Source organism: Streptomyces sp. NPDC034037 (assembly GCF_055575715.1).
In genome coordinates, this window is sequence record NZ_JBVISC010000001.1 from 469,157 (window position 1) to 487,199 (window position 18,043).

The following is an 18,043-nucleotide window of genomic DNA, read 5'->3' on the forward strand; positions in this document are numbered from 1 at the left end:
ACGTGTGTGCGAGGGTGGGGCCGTGAACGCGAACTGGGAAGAGCGCGTGGCGAAGGCCTGGGACACCTTCGACACCTACGAAGAGGACCGCGCCGGGGAGTTCCGCGCGCTGATCGGCCAATTGGCCGCGGAGCTGCCCGAGGGCCATCCCGCCGGCCTCTTCGAGCGGGCCTGCGCCTTCGACTCGACCGGGCACTCCGACCGGGCCGTGCCGCTGTACCAGGAGGCACTGGAGCGCGGCCTGGACGGCGGCCGCAGGCGGCGCGCGCTGATCCAACTCGCCAGCTCGCTGCGGAACGTGGGCCGGGCGGCGGAGGGCGTCGCGCTCCTCGGTCCGGAACTGGAGGCGGCCCCGGACGAGTTGGACGACGCCGTGCGCGCCGTCCTCGCGCTGTGCCTGGCGAACCTCGGCCGGGAACGCGAGGGCCTCGCCCTGGTGCTCGGCGCCCTCGCCCCCCATCTGCCGCGCTACCAGCGGTCCATGGGTGCTTACGCCCGCGCTCTGGTGGAGCCCGCCGAAGCCTGAGGTGACCAACCGACGATTCGCTCGTTTTGCTGAACGTGTCGTCGAATGTGCAGTCCAAGCAGCCGCAGTCCGCGAGCGCCAGCGGCCCCGCTCCCGTGGTCGACGTGGAGCAGGCCGAGGCCGCCCTCGTCGAGCACTACCCCCGGCTCGTCCGGCTCGCCTATCTGGTGCTGCCGCCGAGCCTCGGACGCAACCGCCGCGTCCTGACCGCCCACGCCCTGACCCAGCGCGCCCTGCCGCGCGGCCGCACCCCGGGCACGGCGGTCGTCGTCCCCGCCCAGCACGGCGGCGGGGGCGGCCACCAGCGGGACCCCGGCTACGCGTACGTGCGCCTGCGGGTCCTGCGCGGCGCGCTCGACGCCGGGCTCCCCCTGACGTGGCGGGCCCGGCCCCGGCGGGCGCAGCTGCCCCCGCTGCTGCCGCAGGTCCTCGGGCTCCGGCTCTTCCCGCACGCGGGCGGCGCCGACGAACTGGCCCTGGACCAGCACCTGGCCGAGCTGTCCGGCGCGGGCCGCGCCGCCTACGTGCTGCGGGGCCTGGAGGCGCTCGACGACGCCGGGGTGCGCACGGTGCTCACGGCCGCCGGGTGCGACGACCCGGACGACGCCCTCGCCGAGGCGGACGAGGTCGAGGCCCCTTACGCCCTGCTGGCCTCCCCCGAGTTCGACCCCTGCTCCCTGCAGGCCCGGCCGACGGACCTGATGCGGCGCAGGCAGCACATGAAGGCCGCGGGCGTCGCGGCCGTCGCCCTGCTGGTGTGCGGGGCGCTGCTCGGCCTGCCGGGCGAGGGCTGGGGGCCCGACGGCGCCGCCGCTCCCCCGTACGCGCAGAACCCGGCCGGTCAAGCGGCCCTCGACCCGGGCCGGTTGACGGTGGCCACGGCGGGGGCGTGGAAACGTTCCGCCCGCGCCGACTTCTCGGTGTGGCCCGCCCGCGGCGGCCTCGTCGGCGACAAGGACCTCCTGCGCCGCGCCCTCGCCGTCTGGGCCCGGCCCGGCGGGACCGTCCAGGTGTCGGCCACCCCGGGCACGCCCTCCGGGGCGCCCCCGGGTCCCGCGCAGCTCCTCTTCGCCGGTGAGGTCGACGCCGCGCGCGTGGTGCTGTTCCACGACGGTCTGCGCATCGTGCGCTACGCCGAGCCGAAGGAGGGCACGAGCGGCGCCGCGCTGGACTTCGCGCGCGTGGACGGGGCGAGCGGTCCGGAGGCGAGCGCCGTCGTCGTCAGCCGCGCGGACGGCAACATCCGCTATCTGACGGCCCCCTGGATCCGCGCCACCGAGGTCCGCGACCTGCTGAAGCCCGCCGGGCAGGCCGTGCCGCTGCGCCGCGACGAGGACGGCGTCACCGAGCCCTTCTCCGGCCCCGCGCCGAGCGGCCGGTGCACGTCCTGGAACGCGCTGCGGATGCGCGACGACCTGGGCGCGGAGCGGATGTCCACCGACCTCGGCGAGCTGGTCCCCGCCCGGCTGACCGCGGGCCGCCCCGAGGCGCCGCGCGAGGCCACGCCCGCGGACTGGGCCAAGTCCGCCTGCTCCCTGGCCACGGTGCGCTCCAACGGCGTACGGACGGTGAACTCCTGGGCGTACGCCCGCCAGACGCTGCCCGAGGCCAACGGCGCCGCCCAGTGGGTCTGCACCCGGGCCGAGACCTGGCGGGGCGCGGGCAGCCGGAGCTTCGCGGAGATCCAGCCGGCCGATGTCCCGGCGGGCGCGGTGGCCGCCAAGGCGGAGGACTCCCCGGCGTGCGGGGCGCGCGACCCGAAGGTGCTCGCGGGCGTGCTGTGGAAGTCCCGGGCCGGCAACTGGTACCTCCTGGGCGCGGGCAGCAAGGACGTGACGTCCCTGTCCTCGTCCGGCGGCGACCGCGTCCAGGACAACGTCATCGCGGTCAGGACGGAGCGCACCGCCCGCGTCCGGCTGACCGGCACCCTCGCGGACGGCACGAAGGTGACGACGCTCGGCTAGCGCGAACGCGGCGACGCACGGCGACGCGGCGACTACGGCGACGGTCCGGTGGGTGGCCCGGGATTTTTCCCCGCGCCACCCCCTGTACCCCCCGGCTACCCGTCAGTACATTGACGCCATGTCTCACAAGCAGAGCCGGGTGCCCGGATCCGTCGCCTCCGAGCACATACCGCTCAAGGCGCGCGACGTCTCCTTCTCCTGGGCGGACACCCCGCTGCACTGGCTCCCGGGCGACCCGTTCACCGCGCACACCATCAACGTCCTGCACCTGCTGCTGCCGGCCGGGGAGCGCTGGTTCGTGCACGTGTACAAGCAGGTCCTGCCCCACATCCGGGACGAGCGGCTGCGCGCGGACGTCATCGGGTTCATCGGCCAGGAGGCGATGCACGCGCAGGCCCACGACGAGGTGCTGCCGCACCTCAGGGAGCAGGGACTGGACCCGACGCCGTACACCGCCCAGGTCGACTGGCTCTTCGAGAAGCTGCTCGGGGACCGCGCCCTGCCGCCGGGCCGGGCGCGCCACTGGTGGCTGATGGAGCGCGTGGCGATGATCGCGGCCATAGAGCACTACACCGCCTTCCTCGGCGACTGGGTGCTCAACGCCGAGGAGCTGGACCGCAGGGGCGCGGATCCGACCATGCTGGACCTGCTGCGCTGGCACGGCGCCGAGGAGGTCGAGCACCGGTCGGTGGCCTTCGACCTGTTCCAGCACGTCGACGGCGGCTACCGGCGCCGGGTGCGGACCTGGGCGACCGCCTTCACCGCGCTGGTCTTCCTCTGGCAGCGCGGGGCGCGGTTCTTCATGGAGAACGATCCGACGCTCGTCGGCGGCCGGGCGAGCTTCCGGGCCTTCCACCGCGGCGGGCGCGCGGGCACCCTGCCGTCGACCGGCGCCATGCTGCGCTCCATCCCCCGCTATCTGGGCCGGGACTACCACCCGTCCCAGGAGGGCAGCACGGCCCAGGCCGTGGCCTATCTGGCGTCCTCGCCGGCCGCCACCGCCGCCGAGCAGGCCGCCGCCCAGCGGTCGAACGGAAGCGTCTGACATGCCCCGCATCCCCACCCTCGCCCTCGTCGCGGGCGGCGCCCTGCTCGCGCGGCGGGCCCTGCGCCGCCGCATCGCCGCTTCCCCGCTGTGGCCGCTGCCCGCCCTGGAGGAGCCGGTTTCCGGACAGCCGCGCCCCCGGGCGCTGCGGCTGCGCGTGGCACGCCATGAGCGGGTGGCCGAGGGCGTGGTGCAACTCCGCCTGGAGGGGCGGGACTTGCCGCGCTGGCGGCCGGGCGCCCATCTCGACCTGGTGCTCCCGTCGGGACTCGTGCGGCAGTACTCGCTGTGCGGCGACCCCGAGGACAGCTCCTCGTACACCGTCGCCACCAGGCTGATCGCCGCCGAGGACGGGGGCAGGGGCGGTTCGCGCGAGGTGCACGAGCGGTTGCGGGAGGACGACGAGGTCGAGGTGCGCGGGCCGCGCAACCGCTTCCCGCTGGCGGACGCCCCCTCGTACGTCTTCGTCGCCGGTGGCATCGGGATCACGCCGATCCTGCCGATGCTGCGGGCCGTCGCGGCCTCCGGGGTGCCGTGGCGGCTGCTGTACGGGGGGCGGTCGCGCCGCTCCATGCCGTTCCTCGAAGAGGTCGCCGAGCTCGCCGGGGAGCACGCGGGGCGGGTGACCGTCGTCGCCGAGGACGAGGACGGGCTGCCGGACGTGGCCGCCTTCCTGAGCGGGACGCCCGAGGGCGCCGCCGTGCACGTGTGCGGGCCGCCGGCGCTGCTCGACGCGGTGACGGACGCGCTGCCGCGGGGGTGCGCGCTGCGGACGGAGCGGTTCTCGGCCGGCGCCCGAAGCGGCGGCGACACGGCCTTCGAGGTCGAACTGCGGCGCAGCGGGCGCACGGTGGCGGTCGGCGCCGACAGCACGGTGCTCGCCGCGGTCCGCACCGTGCTGCCGGACACGGCGTACTCCTGCGAGCAGGGGTTCTGCGGTACGTGCCGGCAGCGCGTGCTGGCCGGGGAGGTCGACCACCGCGACGAGCTGCTCACGGACGGGGAGCGGGTGTCCGCCATGCTCATCTGCGTCTCGCGGGCGCACGGCGGACGGCTGGTGCTCGACCTGTGAGCCCCGGGGCCGATCCGGCCCCCCGAGAGGCCGGATCGGCTCGGTAAGGTGTTCGTATGACAACCGGGGTACGCCGCAGGATGGGTGTCGAGGAGCGGCGGCAGCAGCTGATCGGCGTCGCGCTCGACCTGTTCAGCCACCGCTCGCCCGACGACGTCTCCATCGACGAGATAGCGGCGGCCGCGGGCATCTCGCGCCCGCTCGTCTACCACTACTTCCCCGGCAAACTCAGCCTGTACGAGGCGGCGTTGCGGCGGGCGGCCGAGGACCTGGCCGAGCGGTTCGTGGAGCCGCCCGAGGGCCCGCTCGGGGCCCGGCTGCTGCGGGTGATGGGCCGCTTCCTGTCCTTCGTGGACGAGCACGGGCCCGGCTTCTCCGCGCTGATGCGGGGCGGCCCGGCGGTCTCGGCGGGCGGTGGCTGCGCGGTGGGCACGGCGTCGACGACGAACGCGCTGATCGACTCCGTGCGGCAGGCGGCGTACGACCAGATCCTCGCGCACCTGAAGGTCACCGCGCCGTCCGCCCGGCTCGAACTGGTCGTGCGCTCCTGGATCTCACTGGCCGAGTCCACGGCGCTGCTCTGGCTGGACGGCCGGCGCATCCCGCGCGCGGAGCTGGAACGGCAACTGGTGCACGACTTCGTGGCGTTGACCGCCGTGAGCGCCGCGCACGACGAGGAGATGGCGGCGCTGCTGCGCGAGATCCTCGCCGAGGAGCCGGCCGACGGCCCGTTCGCGGAGCTGATCGGCCGGCTGGTCGCGCTGGCGCCGTGAGCGTCCCGCTGAGCGTGCGCGCGGCACGGGAGGGCGACACGGCCACCCTCGCCGGCCTCTACGACGGCGCGGCCCGCTGGATGCGGGAGCGCGGCATCGAGCAGTGGCGGCCGGGTGACAAGGACGAGCGGCACTTCCGCCGGCTGATCACCTCGGGCGTCGATGAGGTGTGGCTCGCCCACGAGGGCGAGGAGGTCGTCGGGGCGTTCGAGGTGTGGTGGCGGGACGAGGCCGCGTGGGGTGTGCGGGCGCCGGACGCCGGCTATGTGCACCGGCTCATGGTGCGGCGCGGGGCGCGGCCCGGGACCGGGCGGGCGATGCTCGCGCGGGCCGAGCGGCGGATCGCCGCGGCCGGGCGCGCGCTGTGCAGGCTGGACTGCGTGACGGCCAATCCTCGGCTGCGCGCGTACTACGAGGACGCCGGGTACACGGTCGTGGGTGAGTTGCCGGACAAGGTCGCCGCCGACGGGAGCACGTACGGCGTGACGTTGCTGGAGAAACGACTCACCGGGTGTTAGGGCCGGTCAGGCCGAGGACCAGGAGCGCGATGTCGTCGTCCCTGTCGTGGCCGAAGCAGGCGAGCAGCGTGTCGCACAGGGCCGCGACGCCGTGCGGCGCGTCGGCGGCGGCGGCCCGCAGGTGTTCCATGGAGACCGCGAGGTCGATGCCGCGGGTCTCGATGAGGCCGTCGGTGACCATGAGGAGCCGGTCGCTGGGGCGCAGCAGTGTCTCGGTGGGTGCGGGTCGCTCCAGGCCGAGGCCGAGCAGCGGGCCGCACGCGTCGAGGTAGGCGGCGCCGCCCTCGCCGACGACGAGCGGCGGGATGTGCCCGGCGTTGGAGACGCGGGTGCGTCCGGTCGCGGGGTCGACGAGGGCGAGGCAGAGCGTGGCCGTGACCTCGGGGTGGTAGCGCTGGAGCATTCTGTCGAGGCGGTGGGCGAGTGTCCGCGGGTCGGATTCGTCGACGCAGTAGGCGCGCAGGGCGTGCCGGATCTCGACCATCACGGTGGCGGCGTCCAGGGAGTGCCCGACGACGTCGCCGATGGCGGTGAGGACGCCCTGCGGGGTGGGCAGCGCGGCGTAGAAGTCGCCGCCGATCTCCGTGTCGCTGGAGGCGGGTTCGTAGCGCACGACGATTTCCGCGCCGGGGACCTGGGGCACGAGCGCGGGCAGGAAGCTGCGCTGGAGGGTCAGCGCGATGTGCCGCTCCATCTCGTACATGAGCAGCCGCTCGGCGGCGAGCGCGGTGGCGTGGGCGAGCCGGCCCACCAGGCGCCCGGTGTCGGGGAGCGGCCCTTGGGCGTACGCGGGGGTGGCCAGGCACACGGGGGCGCTGCCCTCCCGGCTGCGGGCCAGGGCGAGCCGGGCCCCGTCGGGGCGGCCGGCGGCGCCGGGGGCCTCTGCCTGGAAGAAGCCGGGCGGCCACAGCGGGGAGGGCGCGATGGTGCTGCGCACGCCGACGTGGCCGGACATGATGCGCAGGATGAGGCGGGCGACCGCGTCGTGGGCGCCGTCGTCGGGCAGGGAGGCGGCGGCCCGGCGCCGGGACAGGCCCCGGTGCATCGCGCCGTCGTGGCCGAGGATGAACGCGGCGGCGGGGCTGCGGGTGAGGCGGTCGGTGCCCGCGGCGGCGGCGTCGGCCAGTTCGCGTGGGCAGCGGGCGGACTGCACGTCGAGGATGGTCTCGGCGAGCCGCGTCAGGTGCCCGGCCTCGGCCTCGGCGTCGCTGCGGTGGCGGGCGCCGCGGGCCACGGCGCGGACGACGGCCTGGATCTCCTCCGGTTCGGCGGGCACGGTCAGATAGGCCTCGCCGCCCGCGTCGAGGCCGTGGCACCGGTCGAGGGGCGAGACGCGGGCCGCCGAGAAGTGCACGACGGGCAGGGCGGCGGTGTGCGGCAACTCCTTGAGGCGGCGGCACAGCTCGAAGCCGCTCATGTCGGGCAGGCCGACGTCGATGAGGGCCACGTCGGGCAGTTCGCCGGCGCGGTGGCGCGCCTCCAGTTCGGCGAGGGCCTCACCGGCGGTCGCGGCGAGGATGACGCGGTGGCCGTCCCGGCGCAGGACAGCGCCCAGCGCGTATCGACTGGCGGCGACGTCGTCGACCACCAGGATCGTGGTGTCTGCCTTGCCGTTGGCACTCAAGCTGGCCCCTTTGGGGCAGGGCGGGCGGGGCAGGCCCCCCTCGGGCCTGCCCGACCAAGTTAGCGCTCCGGTACGCGCTGCGGGAGAAGACCGCGACGGCCCGACCGGGAACGGTGAAGATCCCCGGAAGCGCTCTCGCGGAGGGTGTCCTTGCCGATATGATCTGCGCCCTTCGCGTGAACTGTCCCCGGGTGGGGCGCTTGCCCTCGCCCCGGCGTCCGTGCGGGCGGCGACGGCGGAACGGCCGCTCCGGCGAGCGGACTCGTGACCTTCGCCTTCCGCGGGGCGTTCACCGGAGTGTCCGCACTCCTAAGGGGCCTCATGACCCAGCACGTCACCACCGCGCCCGCCCTCACCGACTCCATGCCGTGCCGGGAGTGGTGGCGCGACGCGGTCATCTACCAGGTCTACCCGCGCAGCTTCGCCGACGGCAACGGCGACGGCATGGGGGACCTGCCCGGCATCACGGGCCGCCTGCCGTACCTGCGCGAACTGGGCGTGGACGCCGTCTGGCTCTCCCCCTTCTACGTCTCGCCGCAGGCCGACGCCGGCTACGACGTGGCCGACTACCGCGCCGTCGACCCGGTGTTCGGCACGCTCGGCGACGCCGTCGACCTCGTGCGCGAGGCGCACGCGCTGGGGCTGCGCGTCATCGTCGACCTCGTGCCCAACCACTGCTCGGATCAGCACGAGTGGTTCCGGCAGGCGCTGCGCGAGGGTCCCGCGTCGCCGCTGCGCGACCGCTTCCACTTCCGTCCCGGCAAGGGAGACGATGGCGAACTGCCGCCCAACGACTGGGAGTCCGTCTTCGGCGGCCCCGCCTGGACCCGTGTCGAGGACGGCTCCTGGTACCTGCACCTCTTCGCGCCCCAGCAGCCCGACTTCAACTGGGACCACCCGGCCGTCCGGGACGAGTTCCGCTCCGTGCTGCGCTTCTGGCTGGACCTCGGCATCGACGGTTTCCGCATCGACGTGGCGCACGGCCTGGTCAAGGCGGCGGGCCTGCCCGACATCGGCCACGAGGAGCAGGTCAAGCTGCTCGGCGGGCAGGCCGTGCCGTACTTCGACCAGGACGGTGTGCACGAGATCTACCGCGACTGGCGCAAGATCCTCGCGGAGTACACGCGCGAGGAGGGCACGGAGCGCATCGCCGTCGCCGAGGCGTGGACGCCGACCGTCGAGCGCAGCGCGCGGTACCTGCGCCCCGACGAGCTGCACCAGGCCTTCAACTTCGAGTATCTGACCACCGGCTGGGACGCCGCCGCCCTGCGCGCCGTCATCGACCGCTCACTGGCCGCTATGAACGCCGTGGACGCCCCCGCCACCTGGGTGCTCTCCAACCACGACGTCGTACGCCACACCACGCGCTTCGCCGACGGCGACGCGGCCCGCGGGCTGCGCCGGGCGCGGGCGGCCACGCTGCTGATGCTGGCGTTGCCCGGTTCCGCGTACCTCTACCAGGGCGAGGAGCTGGGTCTGCCCGAGGTGACCGAGCTGCCCGACGACGTGCGTCAGGACCCGGCGTTCTTCCGCTCCGCCGGGCAGGAGGGCACGCGCGACGGCTGCCGGGTGCCGCTGCCCTGGTCCGGGGAGCGCGCGCCGTTCGGGTTCGGGCCCCTGGAGGGCGGCCCGAGCTGGCTGCCCCAGCCGGGGTCCTGGAAGGACCTGTCGGTGGCGGCGCAGACCGGTGATCCGGCCTCGACGCTGGAGTTCTACCGCGCCGCGCTCGCCGTGCGCCGCGAGCACCCGGCGCTCAGCGCGGGCCGGGGCATCGAGTGGCTCCAGTCCCCGGCGGGTGTGCTCGCCTTCCGCCGCACGCGCGCCGGGGCGGCGTTCGTCTGCACGGTGAACCTCACCTCCCGGCCCGTCGCCCTGGCCACGCCGGGCACCCTGCTGCTGGCGAGCGCGGAGGTGGCGCCGGGGTGCGGGGAGAGCGTCCTGCCCGCCGACGCGACGGCCTGGTGGGCGGCCTGAGGCCTGCCGGGCCGTCGCATCGGCATCGGCGCGCGGCCGCTCCCCCGACGGGACGGTGCCGGTCGAACCCGCGCCGGACCTGGTGGTTCGCGGTTCAACCGCCTCGGTGTCCGGGCGCCCCCGGGGAATCCCGGAGCGCGCACTGGTACCTGTGGCGTAGCGAATGCGGTCCGAACCCGACCAGGGGATGATCGGTCGGGGGGCGGGCATCTGGCAGACTCAGGCCTATGGGTGAGACGATCGTGACGACACTTGAGGGCCGGCAGGCGCCCGCTGATCCACCCATCGCGGGTGACGACGAGCGCCGCGACGGGCAGGCCCTGCTGCGTCGTCTGCGTGCCCCCCGCCGCCCGCGGCTGTGGTTCGAGATCGTGCTCATCGCGGTGAGTTACTGGACGTACTCGCTGATCCGCAACGCCGTCCCGGAGCAGAAGGCGCAGGCCCTGCGCAACGCCGACTGGATCTGGCGCGTCGAGGGGGACCTGGGGATCGCCGTCGAGAGAAGCGTCAACCACGCCGTCGACTCGGTGACATGGCTCATCGTCGGCATGAACTACTACTACGCGACGCTGCACTTCGTGGTGACGCTCGGTGTCCTCGTCTGGCTCTTCCGCAGCCATCCGGGGCGGTACGCGGCCACGCGCCTGGTCCTGTTCGCCACGACGGCGGTGGCCCTCGTCGGCTACTACCTGTATCCACTGGCGCCCCCGCGCCTGATGAACGGCACCACCTTCATCGACACGGTCCTGGTGCACCACACCTGGGGCTCGATGGCCTCGGGCGACCTGAAGACCATGTCGAACCAGTACGCGGCGATGCCGTCCATGCACATCGGCTGGTCCCTGTGGTGCGGGCTGACGATCTTCGCCCTGGCCTCGGCGCCGTGGGCCAAGGTGCTCGGCCTGCTCTACCCCGTGACGACGCTGGTGGTGATCGTGGCGACCGCCAACCACTTCTGGCTGGACGCGGTCGGCGGCCTGATGTGCCTGGCCTTCGGCCTCCTGGTGGCCCGCCTCTGGTACGGGCGGCCGCCCCACCGGCTGCCGCGCGAGGTGGCGGTACGGGACGCCGAGGCACCGCCCCTGCCGGTCAGGCTGTAGGGGCCACTCGAAGCTGTTCCCCGCGCGCCCCGGGCCCCGCTAGCCGCCGTAGAACCGTTCGTCCACGACCGCCCGCGCCCGGCGCGTGATCCGCCGGTAGTCGTCCAGCATGTCCCCGACGTGCCCCGCGTCGTATCCCAGGTAGCGCCCGACGGCGGCCAGCTCCCGCCCTCCGGCGGGGAACGTGTCGCCCGCGCGGCCGCGCACCAGCATCACCGCGTTGCGCACGCGCGTCGCGAGGACCCAGGCCTCGTCGAGGATCGCCGCATCGTCGGCCGGGATCAGCTCCGCCTCGCGGGCCGCCGCCAGTGCCGCGCGGGTGCGGGTCGTGCGCAGACCCGGTACCCTGCCGCCGTGCTCCAGCTGGAGGAGCTGCACGGTCCATTCGACGTCGGAGAGGCCGCCGCGCCCCAGCTTGGCGTGCAGGGTCGGGTCGGCGCCGCGCGGCATCCGCTCGGCCTCCATGCGGGCCTTCAGCCGGCGGATCTCGCGCACCGCGTCCTCGCCGAGACCCCGCTCGGGATAGCGCAGGGGGTCGGCCAGCTCGATGAAGGCGCGGCCCAGCTCCTCGTCCCCGGCCACCGGCTCGGCCCGCAGCAGCGCCTGGGACTCCCAGCCGAGGGACCAGCGGCGGTAGTACGCCTCGTACGACTTCAGGGTGCGCACCAGGGGGCCGCTCCTGCCCTCCGGGCGCAGATCGGCGTCTATGGCCAGCGGCGGGTCCGCGGAGGGCAGCTGCAGCAGTCTGCGCATCTCGGCGACGACCTTGGCGGCCGCCTTCGCGGCCTCCTGCTCGTCGGCGCCGTCCCGGGGCTCGTGGACGAAGAGGACGTCGGCGTCGGAGCCGTAGCCCAGTTCGTGGCCGCCGAAGCGGCCCATGCCGATGACCGCGAACCGGGTCGGCAGCGTGTCGCCCCAGCCGTCGCGGACGACCGCGCGCAGGGTGCCCGCGATGGTGGCGGCCGTCAGGTCGGAGATCGCGTCGCCCACCCGGTCCACGAGCGCGCCCGGATCGGCCTCGGCGGGGCTGTCCTCGGTGCCGTACGAGCCGATGATGTCGCCCGCGGCCGTGCGGAACAGCTCGCGGCGGCGCACCCCGCGGGCCGCCGTCACGCCCTGTTCCGCGCCGTCCGCGCGGCGCACCGCGGCCAGGATCTCCTGCTCCAGGTGGGCGCGGCCGCGCGGTACCAGGCCCCGCTCGTCGCCGAGCAGCGCGACCGCCTCGGGGGCGCGCAGCAGCAGGTCGGGCGCGAGACGGCCCGCGGAAAGGACGCGGGCGAGGTTCTCCGCGGCGGCCCCCTCGTCGCGCAGCAGCCGCAGGTACCAGGGGGTCTTGCCGAGCGCGTCGGAGACCTGGCGGAAGTTCAGCAGGCCCGCGTCGGGGTCCGCGGAGTCGGCGAACCAGCCGAGCAGGACGGGCAGCAGCGTGCGCTGGATGGCCGCCTTGCGGGACACCCCGGAGGCGAGCGCCTCCAGGTGGCGCAGGGCGCCGCTCGGGTCCGCGTAGCCGAGGGCGACGAGCCGCTCGCGGGCCGCCTCGGTGCTCAGGCGGGCCTCGACGGGGGCGAGTTGGGCGACGGCGTCGAGCAGCGGGCGGTAGAAGAGCTTCTCGTGCAGCCGGCGTACGACGGAGGTGTGCCGCTTCCAGGCGCGGCTCAGCTCGGTGATCGGCTCCGTGCGCATCCCCAGGGAGCGGCCGATGCGCCGCAGGTCCGCGTCGTCCTTGGGCACCAGGTGGGTGCGGCGCAGCTTGTACAGCTGGATGCGGTGCTCCAGGGAGCGCAGGAAGCGGTACGCGTCGTCGAGCTGGGCGGCGTCCACCCGGCCCACGTAGCCGCCCGCGCCGAGGGCGTGCAGGGCGACGAGCGTGGACCCGCTGCGGATCGAGGGGTCGCTGCGCCCGTGCACCAGCTGGAGCATCTGGACGGCGAACTCGACGTCCCGCAGGCCGCCGGGGCCGAGCTTCAGCTCCCGGTCGATCTCCCCCGCGGGGATGTTCTCGACGACCCTGCGGCGCATCTTCTGCACGTCGGGCACGAAGTTCTCGCGTTCGGCGGCGCGCCAGACGAGCGGGGTGAGCGTGGCGACGTACTCCTCGCCGAGGGCGTGGTCGCCCGCGACCGGGCGGGCCTTGAGCAGTGCCTGGAACTCCCAGGTCTTCGCCCACCGCTGGTAGTAGGCGAGGTGGCTGGAGAGGGTGCGCACCAGCGGGCCGTTCCTGCCCTCGGGGCGGAGGTTGGCGTCGACGGGCCAGATGGTGCCCTCGATGTTCGTCTCGGAGCAGACGCGCATCATGTGCGAGGCGAGCCGGGTGGCGGCCCGCAGCGCCTCGCCCTCGTCGGCGCCCGCCCCGCCGTCGGTGGGCTCGGCGACGAAGATGACGTCGACGTCGGAGACGTAGTTCAGTTCGTGGCCGCCGCACTTGCCCATCGCGACGACCGCGAGCCGGCACCGGGCGGCGTCGTCGGGCGCGGCCGCGCAGGCCATGGCGAGGGCCGCGCGCAGGGTCGCCGTGGCGAGGTCGGCCAGTTCGGCCGCCGCCTGGGCGACGTCGGTGGTGCCGCACACGTCCCGGGCGGCGATGGCCAGCAGGCAGCGGCGGTAGGCGACGCGCAGCGACACCGGGTCGGTGGCCTCGGCGAGGCCGCGTTCGAAGTCCGCCACGCCGGGGTGCAGGTCGGCCGACTCGTAGGTGGCGAGGGCCCGCCAGTCGCGGGGGTGCCGGGCGAGGTGGTCGGCGAGGGCCTCGGAGGCGCCGAGCACGCCGAGCAGCCGGTCGCGCAACGGCTTGGCGGTGACCAGGGTGTCCAGCAGTTCGCGCCGGCCGGTCGCGTCCTCCTGCGCCTCCACGAGCCGCACCAGGCCGAGCAGGGCCAGGTCCGGGTCGGCGGTGGCGCCGAGGGCATCCAGGAGCAGCGGGTCGGAGCGGACGGCGCTCAGCTCCGGGTCGTCCAGGAGCCGCTCCGCCGCCGACGGATCGGTGAAGCCGTGCCGCAGCAGCCGGGTGAACGTGCTGCTCCTGCGCCCTCCGGTACCGCGCCAGCCCCCTTGCAGCGGGCGCCTGGCGCTGTCCCCTTCCTGCGGCAGCGTCATGGTCTCGCGCCTCCGTTCGATCACTTCTGGGCCCGAGCCTACGGCCTGTCCGCCGCGTTCCGCCCCCGTGGCCCCGTCGTGGCTGATGTACTGCCGTGCATGGAATACACGCTTGAAGTGATCCCGCTGCCGGTGAGCGACATCGACAGGGCCAAGGAGTTCTACCGCGACAGGCTCGGCTTCCACGTCGACATCGACACGGAGGTCCTGCCGGGCATGCGCATCGTGCAGCTGACCCCGCCCGGATCGGGCTGCTCCGTCGCCCTGGCCGGCCCCCGCCTCTGGGAGACGATGGGCGGGCCGGCACCGGCCACGGGCTCCTACCAGGGGCTGCAGCTGTGCGTCGCCGACGCGAAGGCCGCCCACGCCGAGCTGACGGCGCGCGGCCTGGACGTCACCGAGCCGGTCGAGCACGCGCCGCAGGACGGCGGCACGTTCATGTACTTCAAGGACCCGGACGGCAACGGCTGGGCGATCCAGGAGTACCGGGTGCGGGCGTCGACCCCGCTGCGGGACGCGATCGTCAGCGCCCCGTAGGGGGTTGCGGCGCCGGCTCCGCCCGTTGCTCCCGCCCTATCGCGAGCCCTACGGGCGGATAAGGGGCCGGCCATCGGATGGCGGCCTCGGGGCCGGGCTCGCCGTGGCCGCTTCCGCGACCCTGCGCCAGCGCCTCGTGCGCGCGGGTCAGGCGGCTCCCCATCCGCGCCCTCTCCTGATGGCGCCGGGCCCGCCGCCAGGCGTCGCGCCAGCGGACGCGCTCGGCGCCGTCCGTCACGCCGCAGACCTCCAGGAAGGCCATGAGCTGGTCGGCCGCCAGCGTGGAGCTGCCCGCCAGCATCCGCAGCACGGTGCTGTGCGGCAGCTCCCCGTGCCGGCCGGCCCGGCGTTCCATCTCGCCGAGGGGCATCGCCCCCGCCCGGTGGTAGAGCGCGCGCAGGGCGCGGTTCAGCTCGGCCCGGTCGTGCACCCGGTCCGGGGCGGGCACGTCGGCCCGAGGATCGCGGCGGCGGTGCTCGGCGTAGCGGGCGGCGCGCCACAGCCGCCGCGCCTCACCGACCGGCGCCCCGCAGGCCCGCGCGTAGGCCTCCACGACCGGCAGCCGGGGAACGCGGTTGCCGCTCGCGGCGCGAGAGAAGGTGGTGGCGGAGAAGGCGTGCCGGGACTCGGCCGCCATCTGCCGGTGGGTCAGGCCCGCCGTCCGGCGCTGGGTGCGCAGCCACTCCGCGAGAGCGCGCAGCTCCGGGTCGGGGGCGCGGATCGGCTGCTCCGGGCGTGCCACGGCCGGTCCCCGGTCACCGTCCTTCGGGCGCGGCGGGGGCGGCGGGGGCGCGGCGGGCCACCTGGGCGCCGATCAGCCCGCAGGTCGCCAGGACCTCGGCGATGACGACGACGGGCATGCCGGTGAGCGCCAGCGCGATCCCGGCCACCAGGACCACGATGACGATGACGGTCTGCCGCCCGTCCAGCTGGCCGCAGGGCGGGGACGCGACGCAGGCGGGACGCCGATGTGAGTGCATGAGGGAACCTCTGGGTCTCGAAGTGCCCGGGCGCCGTGCCCGGCTCGGGCACGGATGCCGTGCCGACCGGGCGCCGAACAGCGCCCGGTCGGCCCATGGTGGCACCGGATCCCGAGGCGTTCACGAGGTTGATGCGCCCCTGCCCCAGCCGCGCGAGCGCGGTGGGGGGCACCCGTGACCACCGTCCCGCACGGGCGGTGTCCCACCTGCGCGGACGGAGCGTCTCCGAACGTTTGCACTACATGGGGAGGCGGGTTGATGCAGCCGCGCCCCCTCTGACCAGAAAATCTGGTACCCCGCTCGGGAACACCCGGGCCCGTGCGCGGGGTATCGGCGGGATCAGAGAACCGGCAGGTTCTTCCGCAGCTCGAAGGCGGTGACCTCGGAGCGGTACTCCTCCCACTCCTGCTTCTTGTTCCGCAGGAAGAAGTCGTAGACGTGCTCGCCGAGCGTCTCGGCGACCAGTTCCGACTTTTCCATGAGCGCGATCGCCTCGCCGAGGTTCTGCGGCAGCGGCTCGATGCCCATGGCGCGGCGCTCGGCGTCGGAGAGCGCCCACACGTCGTCGTCGGCGCCCGGCGGGAGTTCGTAGCCCTCCTCGATGCCCTTGAGTCCGGCGGCCAGGAGCACCGCGTACGTCAGGTAGGGGTTGGCGCCCGAGTCGATGGAGCGGACCTCGACGCGGGCCGAGCCGGTCTTGCCCGGCTTGTACATCGGTACGCGGATCAGGGCCGAGCGGTTGTTGTGGCCCCAGCAGATGTACGAGGGTGCCTCGCCGCCCGCGCCGGCCGTGCGCTCGGAGCCGCCCCAGATGCGCTTGTAGGAGTTCACCCACTGGTTGGTGACCGCCGAGATCTCCGCCGCGTGCCGTAGCAGGCCCGCGATGAAGGAGCGGCCGACCTTGGAGAGCTGGTACTCGGCGCCCGACTCGTAGAAGGCGTTGCGGTCGCCCTCGAAGAGGGAGAGGTGGGTGTGCATGCCGGAGCCGGGGTGCTCGGAGAAGGGCTTCGGCATGAAGGTGGCCTGGACGCCCTGTTCGAGCGCGACCTGCTTCATGACCAGGCGGAACGTCATGATGTTGTCGGCCGTGGAGAGGGCGTCCGCGTACCTGAGGTCGATCTCCTGCTGGCCGGGCGCGCCCTCGTGGTGGCTGAACTCGACCGAGATCCCCATGGATTCGAGCATCGTGATCGCCTGGCGGCGGAAGTCCATGCCCACGTTCTGCGGGGTGTGGTCGAAGTAGCCGCTGTTGTCGGCGGGCGTGGGCCGCGAGCCGTCCAGCGGCTTGTCCTTCAGCAGGAAGAACTCGATCTCGGGGTGGGTGTAGAAGGTGAAGCCGAGGTCGGAGGTCTTGGCGAGGGCCCGCTTGAGGACGTAGCGCGGGTCCGCGAAGGACGGGGAGCCGTCCGGCATCAGGATGTCGCAGAACATGCGGGCCGTGCCGGGGGCCTCGGCGCGCCAGGGCAGCACCTGGAACGTCGACGGGTCCGGCTTGGCGATCATGTCCGACTCGTACACCCGGGCGAATCCCTCGATGGCCGAGCCGTCGAAGCCGATGCCCTCGTCGAAGGCCTGCTCCAGCTCGGCGGGGGCCACGGCCACCGACTTCAGGAAGCCGAGGACATCCGTGAACCACAGGCGTACGAACCGGATGTCGCGCTCCTCCAACGTACGGAGCACGAATTCCTGCTGCTTGTCCATCTTCCGCTTCCACCCATCGTTGCTGGTCAGGCCGCCTGCTCCCGTGCTACGGGATACCTCGGGCACACGAGCATCCCACTGCCGGGTTTCCAACGCGTTGCGCACCCCGTGCCGTCGGGGCGCGGGCCGTGTCGCGTGCCGCTCTGTGCCCATAGTGCCTGCTGATCGGCTCCTTCGTAACGCCGGGCCACCGCGAGGTCCCGCCCGCGTCTGCGCCCGGGACTTTGATCTGCGGGCCCGGTCACCGTCGCGCACGCCGACCGCTCCCCCGCCGAACACGCCCTGCGCGCCGCCCAGACCGACCTCGCCGATGAACACTGGGACTGCGCCGCGTACTTCTTCTACGAGCGGCCGGGGTCGGACAGGCGGGCACAAGCCCTGTGAGCCGGGGCGTCCTCGCCTTACGATCAGCGGACTCGTTCGTCGTCCCGTCCCTCCCCCGCGCAGAAGGACACACCATGGGTTCCGCCAAGAACACGAGCACCCCCTCCCGCAAGGACCGGATAGCGGAGATGCGCCAGGCCGACCGCGCCCGGGAGCGGCGGAACCGGGTCCTGGCCGTCGTCGGCGGCGCGGTCGCCGTCGCGGCGCTCGGCGTGGGCGGCTTCCTCCTCTTCTCCCACACGTCGGACGGCTCGGCCGACAAGGCGGACTCCAAGCCCTGGCCCGCGTACAAGGTCACCGAGGACGGCGAGAAGGTCTGGGGCAAGCTGGGGCGCAAGCACGTCACCAAACAGGTCGACTACCCCATGACCCCGCCGGTGGGCGGCGACCACGACCAGGCCTGGATGAACTGCAACGGCGACGTCTACGACAAGGAGCTGCCGGAGGTCAACGCCGTGCACTCCCTGGAGCACGGCGCGGTGTGGGTCACGTACAACGACAAGGCGGACCCGGCCGACGTGAGGAAGCTCGCGGCGAAGGTCAAGGCGACGCCGTACTCGTTGATGAGCCCCGTCGAGGACCAGAAGGACCCCGTCATGCTGACCGCGTGGGCGCACCAGCGGACGGTGAGCGGCGCGGACGACCCGAAGGTCAAGGAGTTCTTCTCCCGGTACGTGCAGGGCAAGCAGACTCCCGAGCCGGGCGCCGCGTGCACGCGCGGGCTGGCCCGGTGAGGGTCCCCGCCGGGCGCC

15 protein-coding genes are annotated in these 18,043 nt (G+C 74.1%); 10 read left to right on the forward strand and 5 right to left on the reverse strand.

Features of this window, described 5'->3' with window-relative positions; genetic code table 11:
* Positions 1 to 4 precede the first annotated feature (4 nt).
* The 6 genes from ACZ516_RS02185 (at position 5) to ACZ516_RS02210 (ending at position 5,898) form a co-directional block, all read left to right on the forward strand.
* Positions 5 to 526: a tetratricopeptide repeat protein gene (locus ACZ516_RS02185; protein WP_361081838.1), complete on the forward strand. Its 522-nt coding sequence runs from the start codon at positions 5 to 7 to the stop codon at positions 524 to 526.
* Between the two features lie 26 nt (positions 527 to 552).
* On the forward strand, positions 553 to 2,490 hold the full coding sequence (locus ACZ516_RS02190; RefSeq protein ID WP_469008078.1) for a hypothetical protein: 1,938 nt from the start codon (positions 553 to 555) through the stop codon (positions 2,488 to 2,490).
* A 118-nt stretch (positions 2,491 to 2,608) separates the two neighbouring features.
* Positions 2,609 to 3,535, forward strand: coding sequence for a metal-dependent hydrolase (locus tag ACZ516_RS02195; RefSeq protein ID WP_361081841.1), 927 nt, complete (start codon positions 2,609 to 2,611; stop codon positions 3,533 to 3,535).
* A gap of 1 nt (position 3,536) precedes the next feature.
* Positions 3,537 to 4,607, forward strand: a complete 1,071-nt coding sequence (locus ACZ516_RS02200; RefSeq protein WP_469008081.1) for a PDR/VanB family oxidoreductase — start codon at positions 3,537 to 3,539, stop codon at positions 4,605 to 4,607.
* A 56-nt stretch (positions 4,608 to 4,663) separates the two neighbouring features.
* Positions 4,664 to 5,380 carry a TetR/AcrR family transcriptional regulator gene (locus tag ACZ516_RS02205; RefSeq protein WP_358587326.1) on the forward strand — a complete coding sequence of 239 codons (717 nt, stop codon included), beginning with the start codon at positions 4,664 to 4,666 and terminating at the stop codon, positions 5,378 to 5,380.
* Positions 5,377 to 5,898 (forward strand): GNAT family N-acetyltransferase, encoded by a 522-nt coding sequence (locus ACZ516_RS02210; RefSeq protein WP_469008083.1) that lies wholly within the window; start codon positions 5,377 to 5,379, stop codon positions 5,896 to 5,898. The genes ACZ516_RS02205 and ACZ516_RS02210 overlap by 4 nt, the downstream gene beginning before the upstream one ends.
* Here ACZ516_RS02210 and ACZ516_RS02215 read toward each other — a convergent pair.
* On the reverse strand, positions 5,885 to 7,522 hold the full coding sequence (locus ACZ516_RS02215; RefSeq protein WP_361081847.1) for a fused response regulator/phosphatase: 1,638 nt from the start codon (positions 7,520 to 7,522) through the stop codon (positions 5,885 to 5,887). The two genes, ACZ516_RS02210 and ACZ516_RS02215, sit on opposite strands and share 14 nt — an antisense overlap.
* Positions 7,523 to 7,843: 321 nt before the next feature.
* On the opposite strand from ACZ516_RS02215, the gene ACZ516_RS02220 reads away from it, so the two are divergent.
* Both ACZ516_RS02220 and ACZ516_RS02225 read left to right on the forward strand, forming a co-directional pair.
* Entirely contained in the window at positions 7,844 to 9,496 is a 1,653-nt protein-coding gene (locus ACZ516_RS02220) for a glycoside hydrolase family 13 protein (protein WP_469008086.1), read from the forward strand.
* A 227-nt stretch (positions 9,497 to 9,723) separates the two neighbouring features.
* Positions 9,724 to 10,596 (forward strand): phosphatase PAP2 family protein, encoded by an 873-nt coding sequence (locus tag ACZ516_RS02225; RefSeq protein WP_358587335.1) that lies wholly within the window; start codon positions 9,724 to 9,726, stop codon positions 10,594 to 10,596.
* A gap of 39 nt (positions 10,597 to 10,635) precedes the next feature.
* On the opposite strand, the gene ACZ516_RS02230 is transcribed toward ACZ516_RS02225, so the two are convergent.
* Positions 10,636 to 13,689: a bifunctional [glutamine synthetase] adenylyltransferase/[glutamine synthetase]-adenylyl-L-tyrosine phosphorylase gene (locus ACZ516_RS02230; protein WP_469008088.1), complete on the reverse strand. Its 3,054-nt coding sequence runs from the start codon at positions 13,687 to 13,689 to the stop codon at positions 10,636 to 10,638.
* A gap of 99 nt (positions 13,690 to 13,788) precedes the next feature.
* Here ACZ516_RS02230 and ACZ516_RS02235 point away from each other — a divergent pair, with 99 nt between their 5' ends.
* Positions 13,789 to 14,226 carry a VOC family protein gene (locus ACZ516_RS02235; protein ID WP_361081855.1) on the forward strand — a complete coding sequence of 146 codons (438 nt, stop codon included), beginning with the start codon at positions 13,789 to 13,791 and terminating at the stop codon, positions 14,224 to 14,226.
* Here the strand turns inward: ACZ516_RS02235 and ACZ516_RS02240 are convergent.
* From ACZ516_RS02240 to ACZ516_RS02250, 3 genes are all read right to left on the reverse strand, one after another.
* Positions 14,213 to 14,968, reverse strand: a complete 756-nt coding sequence (locus tag ACZ516_RS02240) for a helix-turn-helix domain-containing protein (RefSeq protein ID WP_469008090.1) — start codon at positions 14,966 to 14,968, stop codon at positions 14,213 to 14,215. The two genes, ACZ516_RS02235 and ACZ516_RS02240, sit on opposite strands and share 14 nt — an antisense overlap.
* Before the next feature lie 13 nt (positions 14,969 to 14,981).
* Positions 14,982 to 15,206, reverse strand: coding sequence for a hypothetical protein (locus ACZ516_RS02245; protein WP_469008092.1), 225 nt, complete (start codon positions 15,204 to 15,206; stop codon positions 14,982 to 14,984).
* A gap of 339 nt (positions 15,207 to 15,545) precedes the next feature.
* Complete coding sequence (locus ACZ516_RS02250) at positions 15,546 to 16,907, reverse strand: glutamine synthetase family protein (RefSeq protein ID WP_030786766.1); 1,362 nt, start codon at positions 16,905 to 16,907, stop codon at positions 15,546 to 15,548.
* A gap of 458 nt (positions 16,908 to 17,365) precedes the next feature.
* On the opposite strand from ACZ516_RS02250, the gene ACZ516_RS02255 reads away from it, so the two are divergent.
* Entirely contained in the window at positions 17,366 to 18,025 is a 660-nt protein-coding gene (locus tag ACZ516_RS02255) for a DUF3105 domain-containing protein (protein WP_469008093.1), read from the forward strand.
* Positions 18,026 to 18,043: the final 18 nt, after the last annotated feature.